This is a genomic window from Dyadobacter pollutisoli (assembly GCF_026625565.1).
Lineage (GTDB): Bacteria > Bacteroidota > Bacteroidia > Cytophagales > Spirosomataceae > Dyadobacter > Dyadobacter pollutisoli.
On sequence record NZ_CP112998.1, the window covers coordinates 5,559,066 to 5,579,115 of the forward strand.

At 44.7% G+C, this 20,050-nt stretch carries 18 protein-coding genes; 14 read left to right on the forward strand and 4 right to left on the reverse strand.

From position 1 onward, the window contains the following. Nucleotides 1-27: 27 nt before the first annotated feature. The 3 genes from ffh to ON006_RS22710 all read left to right on the forward strand — a co-directional run bounded on the left by ffh (nucleotide 28) and on the right by ON006_RS22710 (nucleotide 3,200). Nucleotides 28-1,350, forward strand: coding sequence for a signal recognition particle protein (gene ffh / locus ON006_RS22700; RefSeq protein ID WP_244822319.1), 1,323 nt, complete (start codon nucleotides 28-30; stop codon nucleotides 1,348-1,350). Nucleotides 1,351-1,361: 11 nt separating this feature from the next. Further along, complete coding sequence (locus ON006_RS22705) at nucleotides 1,362-1,862, forward strand: hypothetical protein (protein ID WP_244822320.1); 501 nt, start codon at nucleotides 1,362-1,364, stop codon at nucleotides 1,860-1,862. 96 nt (nucleotides 1,863-1,958) lie between these two features. Next, nucleotides 1,959-3,200, forward strand: coding sequence for an alkaline phosphatase family protein (locus ON006_RS22710; RefSeq protein WP_244822321.1), 1,242 nt, complete (start codon nucleotides 1,959-1,961; stop codon nucleotides 3,198-3,200). Here the strand turns inward: ON006_RS22710 and ON006_RS22715 are convergent, their stop codons facing one another. Continuing rightward, nucleotides 3,201-3,866, reverse strand: a complete 666-nt coding sequence (locus ON006_RS22715; protein ID WP_244822322.1) for a hypothetical protein — start codon at nucleotides 3,864-3,866, stop codon at nucleotides 3,201-3,203. 103 nt (nucleotides 3,867-3,969) lie between these two features. Here ON006_RS22715 and ON006_RS22720 point away from each other — a divergent pair, with 103 nt between their 5' ends. Next, the gene (locus tag ON006_RS22720; RefSeq protein WP_244822323.1) at nucleotides 3,970-5,427 is read left to right on the forward strand and encodes an NADH-quinone oxidoreductase subunit N; all 1,458 of its coding nucleotides are present in this window, start codon (nucleotides 3,970-3,972) and stop codon (nucleotides 5,425-5,427) included. A gap of 13 nt (nucleotides 5,428-5,440) precedes the next feature. On the opposite strand, the gene ON006_RS22725 is transcribed toward ON006_RS22720, so the two are convergent. From ON006_RS22725 to ON006_RS22735, 3 genes are all read right to left on the reverse strand, one after another. Then, nucleotides 5,441-5,602: a hypothetical protein gene (locus tag ON006_RS22725; RefSeq protein ID WP_244822324.1), complete on the reverse strand. Its 162-nt coding sequence runs from the start codon at nucleotides 5,600-5,602 to the stop codon at nucleotides 5,441-5,443. A gap of 62 nt (nucleotides 5,603-5,664) precedes the next feature. After that, a complete protein-coding gene (locus ON006_RS22730) occupies nucleotides 5,665-6,525 on the reverse strand; it encodes a TraB/GumN family protein (RefSeq protein WP_244822325.1) in 861 nt (286 codons plus the stop codon). Between the two features lie 21 nt (nucleotides 6,526-6,546). Continuing rightward, nucleotides 6,547-8,139, reverse strand: coding sequence for a M28 family peptidase (locus ON006_RS22735; RefSeq protein ID WP_244822326.1), 1,593 nt, complete (start codon nucleotides 8,137-8,139; stop codon nucleotides 6,547-6,549). Nucleotides 8,140-8,248: 109 nt separating this feature from the next. Here ON006_RS22735 and ON006_RS22740 point away from each other — a divergent pair, with 109 nt between their 5' ends. The 10 genes from ON006_RS22740 to ON006_RS22785 all read left to right on the forward strand — a co-directional run bounded on the left by ON006_RS22740 (nucleotide 8,249) and on the right by ON006_RS22785 (nucleotide 20,043). Next, a complete protein-coding gene (locus ON006_RS22740; RefSeq protein WP_244822327.1) occupies nucleotides 8,249-8,542 on the forward strand; it encodes a DUF2442 domain-containing protein in 294 nt (97 codons plus the stop codon). A 208-nt stretch (nucleotides 8,543-8,750) separates the two neighbouring features. Beyond that, nucleotides 8,751-10,565: a translational GTPase TypA gene (typA, locus tag ON006_RS22745; RefSeq protein WP_244822328.1), complete on the forward strand. Its 1,815-nt coding sequence runs from the start codon at nucleotides 8,751-8,753 to the stop codon at nucleotides 10,563-10,565. 290 nt (nucleotides 10,566-10,855) lie between these two features. Further along, nucleotides 10,856-12,130, forward strand: coding sequence for a Glu/Leu/Phe/Val family dehydrogenase (locus ON006_RS22750; RefSeq protein WP_244822329.1), 1,275 nt, complete (start codon nucleotides 10,856-10,858; stop codon nucleotides 12,128-12,130). A gap of 241 nt (nucleotides 12,131-12,371) precedes the next feature. Then, nucleotides 12,372-13,463, forward strand: a complete 1,092-nt coding sequence (locus tag ON006_RS22755; protein ID WP_244822330.1) for a sensor histidine kinase — start codon at nucleotides 12,372-12,374, stop codon at nucleotides 13,461-13,463. A 29-nt stretch (nucleotides 13,464-13,492) separates the two neighbouring features. Continuing rightward, on the forward strand, nucleotides 13,493-13,792 hold the full coding sequence (locus ON006_RS22760) for a Dabb family protein (protein WP_244822331.1): 300 nt from the start codon (nucleotides 13,493-13,495) through the stop codon (nucleotides 13,790-13,792). Nucleotides 13,793-14,399: 607 nt separating this feature from the next. Further along, nucleotides 14,400-16,043: a fatty acyl-AMP ligase gene (locus ON006_RS22765; RefSeq protein WP_244822332.1), complete on the forward strand. Its 1,644-nt coding sequence runs from the start codon at nucleotides 14,400-14,402 to the stop codon at nucleotides 16,041-16,043. A 110-nt stretch (nucleotides 16,044-16,153) separates the two neighbouring features. Continuing rightward, nucleotides 16,154-16,402 (forward strand): acyl carrier protein, encoded by a 249-nt coding sequence (locus tag ON006_RS22770; protein WP_244822333.1) that lies wholly within the window; start codon nucleotides 16,154-16,156, stop codon nucleotides 16,400-16,402. Between the two features lie 50 nt (nucleotides 16,403-16,452). Beyond that, a complete protein-coding gene (locus ON006_RS22775) occupies nucleotides 16,453-17,646 on the forward strand; it encodes a cytochrome P450 (RefSeq protein WP_244822334.1) in 1,194 nt (397 codons plus the stop codon). Nucleotides 17,647-17,649: 3 nt separating this feature from the next. Beyond that, on the forward strand, nucleotides 17,650-19,062 hold the full coding sequence (locus ON006_RS22780) for an MBOAT family O-acyltransferase (RefSeq protein ID WP_244822335.1): 1,413 nt from the start codon (nucleotides 17,650-17,652) through the stop codon (nucleotides 19,060-19,062). Nucleotides 19,063-19,071: 9 nt separating this feature from the next. After that, complete coding sequence (locus tag ON006_RS22785) at nucleotides 19,072-20,043, forward strand: hypothetical protein (RefSeq protein WP_244822336.1); 972 nt, start codon at nucleotides 19,072-19,074, stop codon at nucleotides 20,041-20,043. The last annotated feature ends 7 nt before the right edge of the window (nucleotides 20,044-20,050 follow it).

Sequence of the window (20,050 nt, forward strand, 5' to 3'; positions counted from 1 at the left end):
TTCGAATAAAATCATACATAACATTCCATGTTTGAAAACTTACAGGACAAGCTTAATAATGCCTTTCGCACACTAAAAGGAAAGGATAGGATTTCAGATATAAATGTTGCCGCAACTACCAAAGAAGTCCGCAAAGCACTAGTCGACGCCGATGTTAACTTCAAGGTTGCCAAGGAAATTACAGACCGGATCAGAGAAAAAGCACTCGACAGAAAAATATTGATCTCTGTTGAGCCGGGGCAGATGTTTGTAAAGATCGTTCAGGAAGAATTGACTGAACTGATGGGTGGCCAGGCTGAGGGGATCAACATTAAAGGCGACCCTGCGGTGATTTTGATCGCCGGTTTGCAAGGTTCGGGTAAGACCACTTTTTCAGGTAAGCTTGCTACTTTATTAAAAAAACAAGGCCGCCAGGTATTGCTAACAGCCTGCGACGTGTACCGTCCCGCTGCGATTGACCAGTTGAAAGTATTGGGCGAGCAGGTAGGTGTGGAAGTGTACTCGGAGCCTGAAAATAAAAATCCCGTCAGCATTGCCCAAAACGCTGTGGCCTACGCCCGGAAGGTCGGGAAAAAGATCGTGATCGTCGATACGGCCGGACGTCTGGCCGTGGATGAGGTCATGATGCAAGAAGTTGCAGACATTAAATCCGCTTTAAAGCCTTCTGAAATTTTGTTCGTCGTGGATTCCATGACCGGACAAGATGCTGTGAATACTGCGAAAACTTTCAATGAAAGGCTGAATTTCGATGGTGTGGTATTGACCAAACTCGACGGTGATGCACGTGGTGGAGCGGCGCTTTCCATTCGTCAGATCGTTGATAAGCCTATCAAATACATCAGTACCGGCGAAAAAATGGAAGCCCTGGATTCTTTCTATCCAGACAGGATGGCGAGCAGGATCCTCGGTATGGGTGATGTGATATCTCTTGTGGAGCGCGCCCAGCAGGCATTTGATGAAGATGAAGCCAAACGCATTAATGCTAAAATGCGTCAGAATAAATTCGATTTTGACGACTTTTTAGGCCAGCTACAGCAGATCAAAAAGATGGGTAATGTGAAAGATCTGATCGGTATGATCCCTGGAATGGGTAGTGCTATGAAAGATCTGGATATCGACAATGAGTCCTTCAAACCGATTGAGGCCATTATCCAATCCATGACCAAAAAAGAACGAGAAAACCCGGATATTATCGACGGAAGCAGAAAAAAGCGAATTGCGACCGGTAGCGGTACGTCCATTCTGCAGGTAAACAATCTGATCAAGCAATTCGACGAGATGCGCAAAATGATGAAGAAAATGAATACCATGCAGGCGGCCGGCAAGCTGGGCAAAGCAATCCGTCGCTAATCACCCCCTCGATGAAAAGGATCATTCTTGTTCTGACGTTACTGCTTTTTTTTAGTCCCGAAAAAGTGAAAGCGCAAGCGTCGGTAGGTTACTATCCGTGGAGCAGCCTGCTTTCGATAAGCACCAATCCTGAGAAAGCTGTGTGGCTGGATGCACGTTTTCAGACCAATTCGCTTTTCAGCAGTCTGAGTGTGGACATTCTCCCGATGGTCAATCTGAAAAGAGGAGAAGTGGTTCAATGGTATCTGGGAGGCGGTTTGCGGATCAATCCATTATACAGAATTGCCGACGCGGATGCAGATTTGATCACTATCGATGGTTACTCGGTCAATGTCGGTGTAAGGATCGCGCCACTTCCTCAAAACAGGAGAATCAAGCTGGTATTAGAGCTGAATCCGTACGTGAAGGATGATTTTGCGAGCGGGGTTTTGAAAAGCCATTTTGGTCTCGCTTACGTTTTTGGTAAAAAGAAAAAAGAGGCGCCGGTGACAGAAACACCTGCGAATCCATAATTTTAATAATTTCTTAGTCTTGAAATGCTCCCTAATCCGGCGAAATTGCCGTTAATTTGGGAGCATTTTTATTTCCTCCGAACCTGTCGTTTCAGTATGAAAACCCGTGTTATCCTCTTTGCCCTGCTTGCATTGCTCAATTTCGAAAACAATGCTTTTTGTCAAACCAAAGCTAAAAAGACGCTTTTTGTGATTGTGGATGGCATTTCGAGTGACACTAAGGAGAAAATCCCCACGCCTAACCTCGACGCGATTGCGAAAGTAGGGGGGTACACCCGCGCTCATGTAGGTGGAGACAAAGGTACTTACTCTCAAACACCCACGATATCCGCCGTCGGCTACAACAGCCTCCTGACAGGTACCTGGGTGAATAAGCACAATGTTTGGGACAATGATATTAAAGATCCAAACTATCATTACTGGACCATTTTCCGGTTTTTGGAAGAACAATATCCGCAAAAAAGAACAGCGGTTTTCTCAACCTGGCTCGACAACCGTACCAAGCTGGTTGGGGAGGGCTTACCTCAAACTGACAAATTACAGCTAGACTATTCATTCGATGGTTTTGAGCTCGATACCATTCACTTCAAGCACGATAAGGAAGCTCAGTACATTCACAAAATCGATGAAAAGGTAGTAGACGAGGCAGCTTCCTACATTCAGGACAAAGCACCCGATATGTCGTGGGTGTACCTGGAATTTACCGACGATATGGGCCATCGGTACGGCGATAGTGAACAGTTTCATAAAGCCATTCAAACAATGGACGAACAAATGGGCAGGCTGTGGAAAGCAGTGCAGCTTCGCGAAAAGAACTTCAATGAGGATTGGCTGGTAGTCATCACAACCGACCATGGAAGAGACAGCAAAACCGGAAAAGGCCATGGAGGTCAGTCCGATCGTGAGCGGGGAACCTGGATCGTTACCAATGCGAAAGAGCTGAATGCTAGCTTTAAAGAGAACCCCGGAATCGTGAGCATTATGCCAACCGTCGCCAGACATATGAATGTTTCGATACCAAAAGAGCAGGCATTTGAAGTAGACGGTGTCTCGTTCACGGGGAAGATCTCCATCATTAACCCCTCTCTTGTCAAAGAATCAGGGAAAGTCAATGTCAGCTGGAAGTCATTAAACAATGAAGGAAAAGTAAAGATCTGGCTCACTACTACCAATCATTTCAACAAAGGCGGGCACGACCTGTACTTTCTGATGGATGAGGTGAATGTAGCCAATGAAAAAACCGAACTGGATATTTCGAAGTACCCGTCCGGCTTTTTTAAGATCGTATTGGAAGCCAAGTATAACAACTTAAATAGCTGGATTGTGGACAAACAATGATCAGTTTCCGCCCCGGCCCGCCTTGTAAGAATCGTATTCTTCCAGCAGGGCTCTCAGGTCATCATCCCCGGCAAAATCCAGTTGCTGCTCCCTGATCACGTATCCCATTTTGTTTTTCTCGTCTGTCAATAATTTGAGAAAACTGTTTCTGTTGCTCAATTGAACAGGATTCATTTTGCCGTCTTTCAAAATGTAAAGCTTCGCACTTGGATCCATAGTCCGGGTTGCGCTCGCTTTTTCCACCTTGATGGGGGCTGTATATTTTTTCAAAAGTTTGGTATTCCCATCGTATAGAACCCGGTAAAAGCTTTTTTCAGTCTGCCCTGAAACTGCTGGGTAACCATTTTTAAAGATATATAGATCGGTACCGGTAGGAATTGAAAACTCGGTAACTCCCGAGGAAATACGATACAAACCGGAGGCATTTTTGTACTCAATTTCGTCTTTGGTAAGATCATAGCGAATATGCACACCGTCGTGCACGCGGTCGTCGCTGGTCCTTACAGTACCTGAGTACCATTCCTTAAATAGATATGGAGAATGTTCGCCGGCAGCCAATGCGGTCTCCTGGTACGGCGTTCCCGAAAGACCTGTTGAATCCTGCGCCATTACCGCCTGGCAAAGCAGCAGCGGTGACAACAAAAAAATTCTTCGTAAACATTTCATGATTTAAGTTGGTTAATTTGATAAGTTCGAAGTCTGGAAACCGGAGGGGTTAGATTCCCTGCCATCTTTCTGTACTTTTGCCAAAAAAATTGTACCCGCTCCATTGGATATCAACGATCAGCTAATACATATACGCCAAAGTCTGGCCGGAATAGCTCCTGAAATATTTCTGGCGTTTCTTTTTTGCTTCTTTCTCCTGGCCGAGTTAATGCTTTCGAGGCGGTTTGACAAAGAAAAAGTTTCTTCTTATTTACAAAATATTGCCCTTGCAGGCGGCCTGATAACACTTTTGCTTATCATTGGTCAATGGAATTCAGAACCTGCGTTCCGTTTCCAACCATTACTGTTCCTCGACCGGCAAGCCGTATTCTTCAAGATCCTGATCACGATTTCATGGATTTTCACATTGATCCACGTCCGCATTCTTAAATATGATTTTCCTCCTGAATATAACGCATTGCTCATTGCGGCAGTAGCGGGAATGAATCTGTTGAGTATGTCTACACATTTATTGTCAATATACCTTTCTCTCGAACTCATATCAATCAGTTCTTATTTACTGGTCGCATTATCTCCGAATAAAAAAGCCGCGGAAGGCGGGATCAAATATTTGCTTTTCGGCGCAGCCAGCTCGGCGGTCATGTTATATGGAATTTCCCTGATTTACGGACTCACTGGTACCATGGATATCACCAGCGAGGCGCTTACGATTGGGTTGAGCAACAATCCCGATCTGGTAGTAACGGTCACCATTGTACTTACACTTGCAGGGCTTCTTTTTAAGCTGTCATTGGTACCTTTTCACGTATGGACGCCTGATGTGTACGAGGCTGCGCCTACCCCACTGGTTTCATTTTTATCAGTTGCGCCAAAAGCAGCAGTAGTTTTGGTATTAATGCGTTTGGCTGGAATCCTGCCTGCTCAGTACTTCCCTATACTCGGCGGAATTGCCCTGATCAGTATGACGATTGGCAATGCGGCTGCATTATGGCAAACCAATGCACGTCGGCTATTGGCTTACTCCTCCATTGCACAGGCCGGTTATTTACTGGTAGGGATAGCAGCGTACAGTCGTTTCGGGTTTGAAGCGGCGGTATTTTATACGGCGGCTTATCTGGTGATCAATCTCTCAGCCTTTTTCATGATAGATTTGCTTCAACCCAAAAGAGAAACAGAACTGGCTCACTACGAAGGGTTAGGCCGGAAAAATATCTGGATTTCGGTGGCTGTCACCGTGGTAATGGTGGCATTGGCAGGGTTACCTCCCACCGCAGGATTTACCTCTAAATTGCTGGTTTTCTCGGCTCTTTGGGAAAGCTATCATCAGCAACAATTTCCGTGGATGCTCTGGCTACTGATCGGCGGGATTTTGAATGCAGCTATCTCTTTGGCATACTATATGCGGTTGCCTTATTTGCTTTTCTTCAAAAGCATCAATACTAAATCAGTCAAAACAAACAATGGCATACCCGGCAAAGTCATCGCCGGTTTGCTGATTGTGACATTATTAATGCTATTCTTCAATCCGGAGTGGCTGACGAAGTGGATTTCTGCGTTTTAGGATTCAATGTACCTCAACTTTCTTCGACTTTTTGAAAAAGCTCCTCCGGAATCGGGTGCGCTTTTAAAAAATCGATCGCTCTTTGTTTTTTAGTCAAAACAAACGGATCGTTAGATAAATCAGGCATATTGTTGACTATCTCAATTCCCTCACGTTGCCTTTTTTGCGTTTCCATATCGGTATGGGTTTATTAGAATAAAGTGTGTTGACTTAAAAACTCTCATTAACTAAGCATAACTATTTTATCGCCCTCAACTTATATCCCTCTTTCCGCAAAAGCGCGATCACGCCCCTTTCGCCACCTAAATGGGCTGCTCCCACGGCGAAGAATGTGGATTTTTCGGACATTGTTTTTTGAATGCGTGAGATCCATTTTTGGTTTCTTTCAAACAACATCACTTCCTCATTACCATCCAGCCCGAAGTCGCTCTTTAATGTCATGCTATACAAATCATTAATATTCTGAGATTTATACAGAGCTACCAGATTTTTAAACTCTTTCCGCGCCTGAGGCAGGCTGTCGATCAGGCTAAGGACCATTTTGATCTGATCTTTGTAAGGGATCGTATCAAAAATCGCCATTTGCTCGCTCAGCGTCTCGATACCGATCACTTCTGATTTTTGTTTCCCTGCCAGCTCCACCAGTGCCATTTCGTAGGATTGAGGCTGGCAATCGAGAATAGAACTGAACAATGGCCCCATTAAAACAAATGGCTTCGCTTTTTCAAACATCGCAATACCCATCCCAACCGAGTCTTTATAAAACTGGCTGATTTTGGCATAATCCTGTTCCGAAACCAGATTTTTCAGTTCATTCCCTTCCCGCATATTCATCGTCTTCATCATCTCCGCCATCATACCCGGATCATCCATGTCTACCTCCAAAGCAATCTGCTGTGTACGTGCCACTGCCGCTTTGAGGGAATCGCTTAAAGAAAAGTCGGCCGGACAGATCAAATGTATCGTTCCGAAAAGGTAAGATGGATTTGCACTATTGGGAGCTGTTATTTCCCAAAGCAACGAGTTTTCCGTAGGTACCTGTGCATGCGAGAGCACGCTCACAGCGCACAGCAACATTGATAAAAAGATTCTTTTCATGGCTTTCCGGCAGTGCCGCGATTACTCTTTGTGACTATCGACTTCAATGCGCTCGTCACGGTTGACCAGTTCCCAGGCCGTATAAAAAACCAGTTTTACGATCTGCGACTGCTTGTCGAACAAAATCTTCTCCACGTCGTCGCCCGGCTTATGATAGTCTTCGTGAACCCCGGTGAAGTAAAAAATAACGGGCACGCCCATTTTGGCAAAATTGTAATGGTCCGAGCGATAGTAAAAACGGTTCGGATCTTTGGGATCATTGAATGTATAATCCAGCTTGAAATTCACGTACTTCTTATTCGCCTCCTCGCTAATCGCGTGCAACTTTGAGGAAAGTTTGTCGGAACCGATCAGGTACACGTATTTTGGATCGTTCTTATGTGCCTCGTCTACCCGGCCAATCATGTCAATATTGAGGTCAGCAATGGTTTTTTTAAGCGGCAACAACGGATTCTCAGAATAATATTCTGACCCAAACAACCCTTTTTCCTCGCCAGTCACATTCAAAAATAGAATGCTTCTTCTAGGACCTTTACCTTCTGCTTTTGCCTTACTGAATGCTTGCGCCAGTTCAAGCAGAGAAACCGTTCCCGAGCCGTCATCATCAGCCCCGTTATTGATTTCCCCATTGGCCGAAATACCGATATGGTCGAGGTGAGCGCTGATAACCAGTACTTCATCTTTCTTATCCGTTCCTTCCATAAAAGCAGCCACATTTTCCGTTTCAATCGTTTCACTGATTCGTTCCGCTTTCAAAGCGACCTTTCCTGTGAAACCCTTCGAAAGTGGCTTGCCTGATTGATCAATAGCTGTTTTGCTTTTAGTCAGCTTCGAGGCAGACGTGTTCAGGATCTTCGCTGCCAGGTCGGCCGATACTACAAAAGCAGCCACGTTAGTGGGACTTTCCTGAACCGGTTTTAATGTTGGTGCGCTAAACCTTCTTGCCATAACAGCACGCTGGCGGATTTCCTTGTCCAAATCCTCCCCCGTTTTTTCAGTAATAATAAACACATACTTCGCACCTTTTTCCTGCGCCAGTTTAGCCTTAACCTGCCATGAAACAGAACCGCTCCATTTGGTTTTTTCGGTGCTACCGCTCAACAAATATTTGCCATTTGCGTCCACCGGCTCCCCTTCAAAAATTACGACAGTCTTATCTTTCACATCCAGATTTGCGTAATCACTATAAGACGCTTCCTCAATGCCATACCCGGCAGAAATCACGTCCGAAGTAATTTCTTCGGGCACACTCAGCAGCCCTGTAACGTAAAAATCTTTGTTGAATTCATATTTCTTATTGCCAGCTTTCACGTACACATCTCCCCAGCCACGCTTATACAGGCTATATTTTTGTAAAAAACTCTTGGCGCCATTGGTACCCGCAGCAATGGGCTGCAAGCCGTATTCCTTGTAGTATTTGGAAACATATTCAGCCGCTTTCTTCTGCCCCGGCGAACCGGTATCTCTCCCTTCCAGGCTGTCCGACGCGATAATGACCAGGTGTTTTTTCAGATCCTCGGGGGTAATGCTCTCGGCATATTTGGTCACCTCGTCCTGCGCAAAAGACAAAGTCGTAATGGACAGGAACAATCCGGTCAGCAAATTTTTGTTCATAATGAAGTCGTAATGATATTTCAGTTCTTACAAAGAAAGCAAAGGATGTCGCTAATGCCAACTCTGTCTGTTACTTGCCTCAAAACTTTGTATATTTGATCCTTAGCCGATGGCAAAAAAGGATTGTGCTATGTTACATTACATTAAAAAGATTATCGCAGTAGAGGATTACACTGTTTCCTGTTTGTTTAACACAGACGAGGTGAAATTAGTGGATCTGGGGGCTATTGTTGAAAAGTACAAAAACATAAATGACGGATTAATCAGCCGTCTTGCCGATAAAGACTATTTCAAATCCGTCCAGCTTGACTCATATGGCACGCCGACCTGGGATAATGGGGTCGATTTTGATCCGGACAACCTTTATAAATTGGCGAAATCAAAAATTGCAACTATCCAATAATTTTCTTCACTTTTTGCACTTCTCCTAGCTCAAAGCGCGTTTTTCGCATATTAACAATAAATTAATTGTAAAATACTGTTATTCAGCGAAAAAGTCGTACATTTGCACCCTATTTGACTAAAGTTAAGTCGAAACAAAGCACAGCGGTGATCAGTCAGGTAAAACCATTCTGCTTATTGAGATCCGTAAACAATTGATCTATAAAACAATGCAAGCCATTCGTAACATCGCAATTATTGCGCACGTTGACCACGGTAAAACTACATTGGTCGACAAAATCATTCACGCTTCGAAACTATTTCGTGACAACCAGGAATTCGACGACCTTATTCTTGACAACAACGACCTGGAACGCGAACGTGGAATTACAATTGTTTCTAAGAACGTATCGGTGCGTTACAAAGATGTCAAAATCAATGTAATTGATACACCAGGTCACGCAGACTTTGGTGGTGAAGTGGAACGCGTACTTAAAATGGCGGATGGCGTATTGTTGCTGGTCGATGCATTTGAAGGACCTATGCCTCAAACTCGTTTCGTATTGGGTAAAGCCATCGATTTGGGTTTGAAACCAATCGTGGTTGTAAATAAAGTTGATAAAGAAAACTGCCGCCCGGAAGAAGTTCAGGAAAATGTCTTTGACCTGATGTTTAACCTTGGCGCTACCGAAGACCAATTGGATTTCGTTACCGTTTATGGTTCATCAAAACAAGGATGGATGGGCCCGGATTGGCAAAAACCAACTGATAACATTACTTATTTGCTGGATACGATCATTGAATCTATTCCTGCACCGGTTATCGACGAAGGTACTTTGCAAATGCAGATCACTTCTCTTGACTACAATGCATTCGTTGGCCGTATCGCCATCGGTCGTGTAAAAAGAGGAACGATTAAAGAAGGATCTACTCTTTCTCTTTGCAAAGCTGACGGCGTGATCAAGAAAGTGAAAGTAAAAGAACTTCAAACGTTTGAAGGGCTTGGACGTGTGAAAGTGGCCGAAGTTACAGCCGGAGATATCTGCGCAGTAACAGGAATTGAAGATTTCGAAATCGGTGATACACTTGCTGACCTTGAAAACCCTGAGCCAATCGCTCGTATTGCCGTGGATGAGCCTACTATGAACATGCTCTTCACGATCAACAATTCACCATTCTTTGGTAAAGAAGGCAAGTTTGTAACATCACGTCACCTTCGTGACCGTTTGATGAAAGAAACTGAAAAGAACCTTGCACTTCGTGTGGAAGCTACTGATACGGAAGATAAATTCCTCGTTTTCGGACGTGGTATCCTTCACTTGTCAGTATTGATCGAAACAATGCGTCGCGAAGGCTACGAATTGCAATTGGGTCAGCCACAAGTACTTTTCAAAGAGGATGAAAACGGCGAACGTCTTGAACCAATCGAAACATTGGTAGTGGATGTACCGGAAGCAACTGCTGGTAAGGTAATCGAATTGGCAACGCAGCGTAAAGGCGAATTGCTGGTGATGGAGCCAAAAGGAGATTTGCAACACCTTGAATTCCTGATTCCTTCAAGAGGTTTGATCGGTCTTCGTTCGAACGTATTGACTTCCACTCAGGGAGAAGCAGTAATGACGCACCGTTTCAAAGAATTCGGTACATTCCGCGGACCAATCCCAGGACGTATCAGCGGTTCTATCATTTCTAAAAATACGGGACCTGCGACAGGTTACACCATTGATAAATTGCAGGATCGCGGCCGTTTCTTCGTAGAGCCGGGTGACGAGATTTACGGTGGACAAGTTATCGGAGAGCATAACCGCCCGAACGATATCGTTGTAAACTTGCAGGAAGCGAAAAAATTGACCAACATGCGTGCCTCAGGTACAGATGACGGTTTGAGGATCGCCCCGAAAATCAATTTCTCTCTGGAAGAATCTATGGAGTATATCCAGAAAGACGAATACCTTGAAGTAACACCGCAAAGCATGCGTATGCGGAAAATATATCTCGAAGAAAACGATCGCAAACGTTACGCTTCGAAACTTGAAATGGTGTAACATCCGTTCAACATTGCAAAAAGGAGACATAAATTATGTCTCCTTTTTTTATTTTTTGCCATTTCAGTTTTCTACGGAAATCCTTTAAATAATTTGGATTAACTCCTTAAAGCAGCACCATAATTTTAAGATTTATGCCAACCCTGAAACATTCTACGTTTCACTATTTTTTATACTTTTTCAAGAAAAACTAGTTATTTGCTTTTATTTAAACAAATACTGTATGTTTGTATGGGAATTCAAGTTACATTCATTAACTAACTTATTATCAATCGTTTAATAAATTAAAAATGTCATATATAGAGCCGGCTCCGATCAAGGACAAAGAAAATCCTCTGGAGTCAATGATGCAAAGATTTGATAAGGCAGTAGACCTCCTCGGGATTTCGGAAGAAATGTACCACATATTAAAAGTGCCGCGTAAGCAAGTGATTGTCGGACTGCCTGTTACAATGGACTCTGGCCAGATCAGGACTTTTGAAGGTTACCGGGTTATACATTCCACCATTCTCGGCCCCAGTAAAGGAGGCATTCGTTTTGATCCGGATGTGAACCTGGACGAGGTAAGGGCTCTTGCTGCCTGGATGACCTGGAAATGTGCCGTGGTTGACATTCCTTACGGCGGTGCCAAAGGTGGCGTAGCCTGTAACCCCAGAGAAATGTCTGCCGGAGAAATGGAGCGCTTAATGCGTGCGTACACCACCGCATTACTGGATGTTTTCGGCCCCGATCAGGATATTCCCGCGCCGGACATGGGTACCGGACCCAGAGAAATGGCCTGGCTGATGGATGAGTATTCCAAATCCAAAGGAATGACGATACCGGCCGTTGTTACAGGCAAACCACTGGTACTGGGAGGCTCGCTTGGACGTACAGAAGCGACCGGTCGCGGGGTAATGGTATCGGCACTCGCAGGTATGGAGAAATTACGGATCAACCCATACCGCGCTACTGCGGTGGTGCAGGGGTTTGGCAATGTAGGTTCTCACGCCGCATTGCTCCTGCGCGAACGTGGCGTATCTATTCATGCGATCAGCGATATTTCGGGAGCTTACTACAACGGCAAAGGAATTGATGTGGCCGATGCAGTGGCTTATCGCGACCGTAACAGAGGTTCACTGGAAGGTTACGGTGGCGCAGAAATGATCCCGGGCGACGACTTACTTACATTGCCGGTTGATGTGCTCGTACCGGCCGCGAAAGAAGACGTCATTACCCGCAAAAATGTATCAGGGATTCAGGCAAAGATGATTGTCGAAGGAGCCAACGGCCCTACCTCTTCCAAAGCCGATGACATTATCAATGAAAAAGGAATTATGGTCGTTCCCGACATTCTTGCCAATGCCGGCGGTGTTACGGTTTCGTATTTCGAATGGGTACAGAACCGGATCGGTTACAAATGGACGCTGGAACGCATCAACCGCCGCACCGACCGTATTATGAAGGATTCTTTCGACAAAGTGTACGAGACTTCATTAAAATACAAAGTATCGTTGCGGATAGCAGCTTATATCGTGGCGATTGATAAGGTATCCAGCACCTACAAATATCGCGGCGGGTTCTGATTACAAAAACAGCAAGTCATAGAGGGCAGCTTTTCGAAAGGGAGGCTGCTTTTAATTTTATCCGGTTTGAAGTAGGCGCAACATTAACAATTAATTAATAAATGGAGGCCTGAGGGGGAAATAGGGTTTTGTTAAAAACAGAATTATTAACTTTGAGGCTATAAAGTGCAGTCCCTTTTTCATATCAAAATTTGCTGGTTAACCGTTTGCTGCTCAGCCCAAAGCCTTTCCTAATGCAATCATGTCACTAAGCCCGCGTTTCATTGCCATCATATTGGCATTCCTGATATCGTTGATCACCACTACATTTCTGGCTTTTGTGGAGGGCGTTTCCAAAGGTATGCTCTTCGTCTCGGCCATTTCGTCTTTCATATCTTCCTTCTTTCTGGTTCTTTACACCGTTGACATACTGGTTTTCCGCGAGGTTAACAAAATGTACAGGACCATTCACAAGCTCAAAATGAAGGATTTTAACCTCGCGCCGCGCAAAAAGCTGATCCGCGAGTCTAATCCTTTGAAGACGATCAATGATGAGATCTTTGTGTATGTTACCAAGAAACAAAAGGAGATCGATGAGCTGAAAAAGCTTGAACTCTTCCGTCGTGAATTTCTGGCGGATGTTTCCCACGAATTCAAAACACCCATTTTCGCGGCACAAGGCTTTATCCACACATTGCTCGATGGAGCTATGGATGATGAAAACGTGAGAGAGCGCTTCCTCGTTAAAGCCGCCAAAAACCTGGACAGCCTGGATGTGCTGGTAAAAGATCTGCTGGTGCTGTCACAAATGGAGACCGGCGATATTAAAATGAACATTGTGCCGATGGATATCCGGCTGCTTACCACGAATATTTTCAGCAGATTGGAAAACATCGCGACAGACCGGAATGTCACATTAAGGGTTAAACCAGACGACCTTCCAGAGGTGTGGGTGAAAGCGGACGCTGACCGACTGGAACAGGTAATGCTTAACCTGATCGAAAACGCAATTAAGTACGGAAACGAAGGAGGAAAAGTGATCGTCCATTTCAATGAAGGCAAAAAATATGTGGAGATCGCGGTGCGGGATAATGGCCCGGGCATCCCATATGAGCATTTGAACCGTATCTTCGAGCGTTTTTACCGGGTCGATAAAAGCCGGAGCAAAGACATCGGCGGTACCGGGCTAGGCCTGGCGATTGTGAAGCACATTCTGAATGCACATGATACCAAAATTGCTGTCATGTCGAAGCCTGAAAAAGGAACAACGTTCTCATTTAAGTTAGAAAAGGCATATATCAGCCTTGTAACAGATAATAGTGCGCAAGATCCGGTATCACAATTGAATCCATAATACATTTTTAACTCCATAAACCATTATTCATGTTTGTACATAACGTATTTTTTTGGCTAAAAGAAAAAGATAACGAAGAAGCGAGACAAGCGCTGCTAGCAGGAATCAAATCACTTGAAGCGATAGAATCCATTGAATCCGTATATATTGGCCCTCCTGCTGCGACCCGTCGCCCGGTGATCGATGCTACCTACGATTTTGCAGAAATTCTGGTATTTGCTGACGAAGCTGCTCATGATGTATATCAGGTACACCCACTTCACACGAAGTTTGTGGCAGATTGCGCCCACCTTTGGGAGCGTGTGCTGATCTACGATGTAGAGGCATAGCCAAAAGCAAATGTTTGTTAACAAGTTATCCACACACTACTTGTTGATAACTTGTTAACAACCTTCTAAAACAGCCATTTTCAATCAATTAAAGAACATTTACAACTAAGCAACAGTGTGGATAACTTTGTCACGCGTGTTGATTAGCACTTCTTCCGCTCTGGCCTCAGGCACTTTTACTCCGGTATATTCGTTTTATAATTAGTACAAAACGCACTAACACCGTGAAAACAAATAGAATCATGCTGTCAATTATCGTTACGGTCATTGCAGTCATAAGCATTTCATCCTGTACATACAGATCTTACAGTCCCGGATACGACTACGGTTACCGGCACGGATACAGGTACTATCACGTACCGCCTCCACCTCCGAGAGTAGTGGTGGTAAGACCTGCGCATCCGAGAGTAATCCACGCCGACCGTTACAGATCGAGCCGGCACAACGATAAGGTCTACAGAAAGCAGTACAGAAGCGGAAACCACTACGGTAACAACGGACGTAGCAGAGGCCCCAGGAGATAAACAGAGCATCATTTAAGAATAAAAAAGGTGATAAGCAGAGAGATAAATCTTTGCTTGTCACCTTTTCTTTTATTTTTGCTTTTATGGATATACTTGAAATACTGGAATCGAATGCAAATTTATATCCTGATAAGCTAGCATACGGATTCATCGGCAAAGAAGGAGAACTAACTGAACAGCTGCATTATCAGCAATTACATCAACAAGTATGGGCGGCATCAAGGCAATTGAAAGCCAGGTATGAGGCACATTCGCGGGTTATTATACTGCTGCCCACGGAAGCTTCATTTATCAGGTTTTTTCTGGCGTCCCTGCAGGCTGAGCTTATCGCCGTACCTTGCCCCATCGGGTACTCCGAGTCCGGTATTACCCGTATCCTCAACATTATCAGTGATTGTGCCGCGTCGGGCATTATTACCAATAAAAAAACACACAAAATGCTTTTTCAGCGACAGAACGACGCTTCCAAAGCATTACAGGAAGAAAGTATCGACTGGTTTTTCACCGATGACTTTTTACCGGAAATGATTCCCTTTGAAATAACAGAAAGAAAAACGGACAACAGCCAGCCAGCCTATCTTCAATACACCTCGGGCTCAACGAACCGCCCGAAAGGCGTGATGGTGAGCCATTCCAACCTGGTTGCCAACCTCAGCGCGATTAACAACTGCTTTGGGCGTACGGCCAGCGATGTGTCCGTTACCTGGCTGCCGCATTATCACGACATGGGCCTGGTCGACGGTCTTTTATCGCCCATTTATACTGGTGGCACAGGAATAGCGATCTCGCCACTTTTATTTATTACAAAACCCTTTTTACTTCTTCAGGCGATCAGTCAGTACCGGGCAGGCTTCTGCGGCGGGCCCGGGTTCGGCCTGGACCATTGCATTGCCCGAATACCTGCCGAACAACTGGCTACATTAGATCTGAGCAGTATGCGTGTGCTGTACGTCGGTGCCGAACCGATCCGGATTTCGACTTTGGAAAGATTTGCAGAAGCTGCACGGGTTACCGGTTTTAGGCGCAACAGCCTTGTTCCTGCATACGGACTGGCCGAAGCCACATTGGCTGTAAGCCTGCATCTGAACGGGACACCTATGATTTACCAAAAAATCCCAGGTTCCGGCACCAAAGACGTGGTAGCCTGCGGCCCGCCTGTCGAATTTACGGAGGTACTCATTGTGGAACCCGAACAAAAAACGATTGTGGACGACACCCAAGTCGGTGAGATATGGGTAAAGAATCATGCTGTGGCGCTGGGCTACTGGAAAAACGAGAATGAAACTAACAGGATTTTCAAAGCGTTTACGAGTTGTGGAAAAGGACCTTTCCTGAGAACAGGCGATCTCGGTTTTATGGAAAATGGCCAACTCTTTATCACCGGGCGTACCAAAGAACTCATTATCATCCGGGGAGTCAATTATTATCCACAGGATATTGAAGAAATTGTAAGCGAATGTCATGAGGATATTCAGCCCAATGCGACAGCAGCATTTTCAGTAGAAACGGCACAGGGCGAGGCGCTAATGATTGTAACCGAAGTAAGGCGTGTGGTACAGCAGGATGAGGACATGGAGTCCATTAAAACCCGTGTTGCCCATAGTGTAGGACTGGCTTTTGGTTTGATACCACACAAAGTAATTTTGATACAACCAGGCAAACTTCCCAAAACTTCCAGCGGTAAAATCCAGAGACTGAAAGCACGGGAAGTCTTCGCCGAATGGTAATTTATAGTTACCAGACAGTTACATAAATTTCATCCCGCTTTTAAAGCAAAAAGTTTGATGTTAATTTCACGATATTAAATATTTTACCTCTCCATTGAATTAACAAATTGATGACTAAAAACTTTAATGAAATTTCCGGCTGGATAGTCGAACGGATTTCCGAACATGCTGAAATTGATCCCTCAGAAGTGGCTCTGGACACTGATATCGTCAATTTCCGCCTTGACTCTTTGCTACTTGTCAGCATTACATCGGAGCTGGAAGAGTGGCTTGGGATGGAACTTAACCCGTCTCTTTTCTGGGAAATGGGTACCATTGCCGCTACCACCAACTGGATTCTTGAAAATCAGGAAGTATAAATTGTCCTTTTTTTTCTTGGATGATATAAAGGTTTACTCAAATTCCCTTTATGTCTGTAGCGGCCATCTGGTCATCTCAAAGCGAGATTAATCAAAACTATTCTGAACTGATCGGTCATGTAAGAAAATCAGATCCGGTTCACTTCAATATGTTCGGTGATTTGGTAGTCATGGATTACCGAAATGTCAAGAAGATTTTCTCAGATTCGGAGAATTTTAGAAATTTTGACTTTACTGAAAGATTCAGAATAGTATCAGCCATTGCCAACAATGACCCTGGATTGCTGCAATTTGGTGAAAGCCTTAGTCACTGGCTTTTGTTCATGAACGGTGAAAAACATGCGGAACACAGACGATTTGTGAACCAAAAGTTTTATCAGGCCAATTATGAACAAATTACATATGAGGCAATAGACGAAGTTCTCAATACATTAAAAAGCCGTGGAGAGGCTGACCTGGTAGAAATGGCGCGGCAATTCAGCTTTTTGATGATTAGTAAAATCATTGGCCTGAAAAGCTCCGACTTTGATTTTATTCAGAAATTCTCCTACGTGATCACATTGATTTTCGAGAAAACACTGGGCGTCAAGGATCTGCTGGAATGTGCGAATATGTCGGGTCAGTTTCACAGCTACCTTTCAGAAACATTCAGTCGTCAGGAAACCGAGCTCACTAACAGCCTGTTACTGGAAATGAGGGATATAATGGGTGGTGAGCGGGCGCTTAGGCTCATCGGTACCTGGGAGTTTCTGGTCAATGCCGCCACGGAGACTACTACATTACTATTGACAAGGAGTATCGCGACATTAATGATGAACCGGGACCAGCAAATCGATTGGAATACACATCATGATTGCGCCATCGCCATAGAAGAATTGATCCGTTACGTCAGCCCCGTCAACTGGATACCCCGCCAAATCCATCATGACATGGAGTTTGAAGGGTTCGAATTGAAGAAGGGAAAAACGGTGCTGCTTGGCATTGCGTCGGCCAACAGAGACCCTACGGTTTTTGACGATCCCGAAGCGTTTATACCTACCCGTAAACCCAATCCGCACATCGGTTTCGGCTTTGGCATTCACCATTGCCTGGGCGCCCGACTATCCCGCTTCGAGATGCAAAAATTTCTTCCCCGGTTTATGACTGCATTTCCTGATATCCGTCTCCATCCCGACAAACCAGGTCAATGGGATACCAAGGTGTTTTTCAGGGGCTACAAAAGTCTGCCCGTGCTTTTAAAATAAAGCATGATGATCAAATTCACCGATTTTTCGTACTTCCTTCTACTATTCCTGATCGTCCCGGTTTATTACAAAGTCCCGGATGCAAAAAAATGGGTCTTTCTACTGATACTCAGCACACTGTTTAATGCTGGATGGAGCGGTAAATACCTGCCGGTATGGCTTATCCTGGTGGGGATTTGTTATGTGGCAGGTAAGTATCTGGGCAATCAGGCATATTCCAAAAAACAGCGAAAGACATTGCTCGTCATTTCAATCGTCATTTGCCTGCTTCCTCTTCTTTTTTTCAAATATCTGGTCCCGATCAATAATTCAATGTCGCCGGTATCACTCAACTGGCTGGCCCCCATTGGTATCTCTTACTATACTTTCCTGATCATCGGGTACCTCACCGATGTTCATCGGCGATATATCAAACCAGAAAATCACTTGGGCTACCTGGCGCTGTATCTTGGGTTTTTCCCCACATTGCTGGCAGGCCCGCTCGAACGCGCACGACAACTTATCCCTCAGCTCCGCAATCCGGCTGCCTATCAGGAGGAAAATATCAAAGCAGGTATTTATTTCATCATCTGGGGATTGTTCAAAAAAATAGTGCTGGCAGCAAGGTTCGCGGACATCACTAATCCGGTATTTGACGAGCCTGGAAAGTACACGGGTATTTCGGTAACACTGGCCATTCTGCTTTTTTCGGTACAGCTGTATTGCGACTTTTCGGGGTATTGCGACATCGCAATGGGATCCGCCAGATTACTGGGGATCAAGCTGAGCAAAAACTTTTCAAATCGGTACTATTTCACTCCGTCGCGCACAGAGTCGTGGACTTCATGGAATATCACGGTCACATCCTGGTTCCGTGATTACATATTTTTCAACATCAGCAAAGGTGTTACCAACACCAAACGCCTCGAATTTAACCGGCTGCTCACTTTCATTATCACCGGACTATGGCACGGACCCAGCTGGTCATTTGTGATCTGGGGTTCTCTGCAATGGGCTTACATTAATTTCGAAATGCGCACGAAGCAATTCTGGCAAAAATTCTATTCTTCGCTCGGCTTCACGATCGGTTCACAGGTACATTATGTTTGGCGGGTTGTGATCAGGCTCCTCACCGGTACATTGATCATGGGCTGGTTCCGTGCCGCGGAATTGAGCAGCGGGGTGAAATTGTACAGCAGTATGTTTGGTTTTACATCCGGCGCAACCTCATTGATTACCCCCAGCTTTTTTTTAGCCATTGCGTTATTTATAATCATGGATATTTTCAATTACAAAATGGGCGAAAAGGAAGATATCGCATCCTATCTGCTAAAAAAGCCTACGATCCGCCGAAGACTTTCCATGTTGCTGCTGGTTCAGCTGGTACTGATATTCGGGAGGATTACGGTAGCCAACTTTTACTATATCCAATTCTGACAGGTGAAAATGATTCTGAAAATTACAAAATGGCTCGTGCTGATCATTGTCTTCAAGACGATGATAGTCATGATCATTGCGCAATTTTATACAGATCCCAGGCAAGATGTTGACGCCCGGAAAAAGCTTTGCAAAGCATTCAGACCCAATGTGGTATTCATCGGAACGAGCCGCACGCTATACGGGGTTGACCCCGCGATTTTTGATTCATTAAATCATCAGCAAACGCGCAGTTACAACTTTGGGATATTCAGCCTGTCCCCACAAGTTTCGTTTCAAATTGCGGATCAGTTTATTTCAAATGATCCCGAGGTCAAAACAATTTACATTGAATTAAGCGCATTGGATTACAACACCGTAGCTTTAAAGCCCGATCAGGTCTTTCAGGACGCGGCTTTCAGGGCGAATGTGATGGCCCGTAGTTCTCACATTGACACACATGATAAGTTGAGTGGCTTTTTACTAGGCCTCAATACCACTTTGTTCCAGATGTTTTCCATCGTTCCGCAGATCACAACTATCAAAAAAATGATCAGCCCTGTCTCCGACCCCATTGAAGGCCAGCCTGAATTGAGCGATAATGGTCATCAGCCAGTTGCATTGGCACTTTCTCAAATCAATGACCGCATTCTAAATAATAAGGCCGCTACGCAACAAATGTTGGCAAAACATCAGCCTGTGATGCCAAATACTTATTATATTTCCAGAATTAACGAATTGATCGCGCGGGCAAACCAGGCTGGGAAAAAGGTCATTCTCTTTTATCCGAACAATCTGACAAAAACCGAATCTTTAATTCTGTCACAGGTAGCGCCTTACTTACCGGAACAAAATCTGATCCGCTTACCGGAGGATCAACAATTGAATGCCCTTTTCAAACCGGAGCATTTATTTGATCCGCATCATTTGAATCAAAAAGGAGCCACTATCTATACCCGCTTTTTACAAAAGGAATCAAAAAAACGACTTGACAATATATAAAGCCAGT

What these genes read in the sequence shown, in the direction of transcription:
- ffh (WP_244822319.1), top strand. Translation starts at nt 28, where the DNA reads ATGTTTGAAAACTTACAGGACAAGCTTAATAATGCCTTTCGCACACTA.
- ON006_RS22705 (WP_244822320.1), top strand. Translation starts at nt 1,362, where the DNA reads ATGAAAAGGATCATTCTTGTTCTGACGTTACTGCTTTTTTTTAGTCCC.
- ON006_RS22710 (WP_244822321.1), top strand. Translation starts at nt 1,959, where the DNA reads ATGAAAACCCGTGTTATCCTCTTTGCCCTGCTTGCATTGCTCAATTTC.
- ON006_RS22715 (WP_244822322.1), bottom strand. Translation starts at nt 3,866, where the DNA reads ATGAAATGTTTACGAAGAATTTTTTTGTTGTCACCGCTGCTGCTTTGC.
- ON006_RS22725 (WP_244822324.1), bottom strand. Translation starts at nt 5,602, where the DNA reads ATGGAAACGCAAAAAAGGCAACGTGAGGGAATTGAGATAGTCAACAAT.
- ON006_RS22730 (WP_244822325.1), bottom strand. Translation starts at nt 6,525, where the DNA reads ATGAAAAGAATCTTTTTATCAATGTTGCTGTGCGCTGTGAGCGTGCTC.
- ON006_RS22735 (WP_244822326.1), bottom strand. Translation starts at nt 8,139, where the DNA reads ATGAACAAAAATTTGCTGACCGGATTGTTCCTGTCCATTACGACTTTG.
- ON006_RS22740 (WP_244822327.1), top strand. Translation starts at nt 8,249, where the DNA reads ATGGCAAAAAAGGATTGTGCTATGTTACATTACATTAAAAAGATTATC.
- typA (WP_244822328.1), top strand. Translation starts at nt 8,751, where the DNA reads ATGCAAGCCATTCGTAACATCGCAATTATTGCGCACGTTGACCACGGT.
- ON006_RS22750 (WP_244822329.1), top strand. Translation starts at nt 10,856, where the DNA reads ATGTCATATATAGAGCCGGCTCCGATCAAGGACAAAGAAAATCCTCTG.
- ON006_RS22755 (WP_244822330.1), top strand. Translation starts at nt 12,372, where the DNA reads ATGTCACTAAGCCCGCGTTTCATTGCCATCATATTGGCATTCCTGATA.
- ON006_RS22760 (WP_244822331.1), top strand. Translation starts at nt 13,493, where the DNA reads ATGTTTGTACATAACGTATTTTTTTGGCTAAAAGAAAAAGATAACGAA.
- ON006_RS22765 (WP_244822332.1), top strand. Translation starts at nt 14,400, where the DNA reads ATGGATATACTTGAAATACTGGAATCGAATGCAAATTTATATCCTGAT.
- ON006_RS22770 (WP_244822333.1), top strand. Translation starts at nt 16,154, where the DNA reads ATGACTAAAAACTTTAATGAAATTTCCGGCTGGATAGTCGAACGGATT.
- ON006_RS22775 (WP_244822334.1), top strand. Translation starts at nt 16,453, where the DNA reads ATGTCTGTAGCGGCCATCTGGTCATCTCAAAGCGAGATTAATCAAAAC.
- ON006_RS22780 (WP_244822335.1), top strand. Translation starts at nt 17,650, where the DNA reads ATGATGATCAAATTCACCGATTTTTCGTACTTCCTTCTACTATTCCTG.
- ON006_RS22785 (WP_244822336.1), top strand. Translation starts at nt 19,072, where the DNA reads ATGATTCTGAAAATTACAAAATGGCTCGTGCTGATCATTGTCTTCAAG.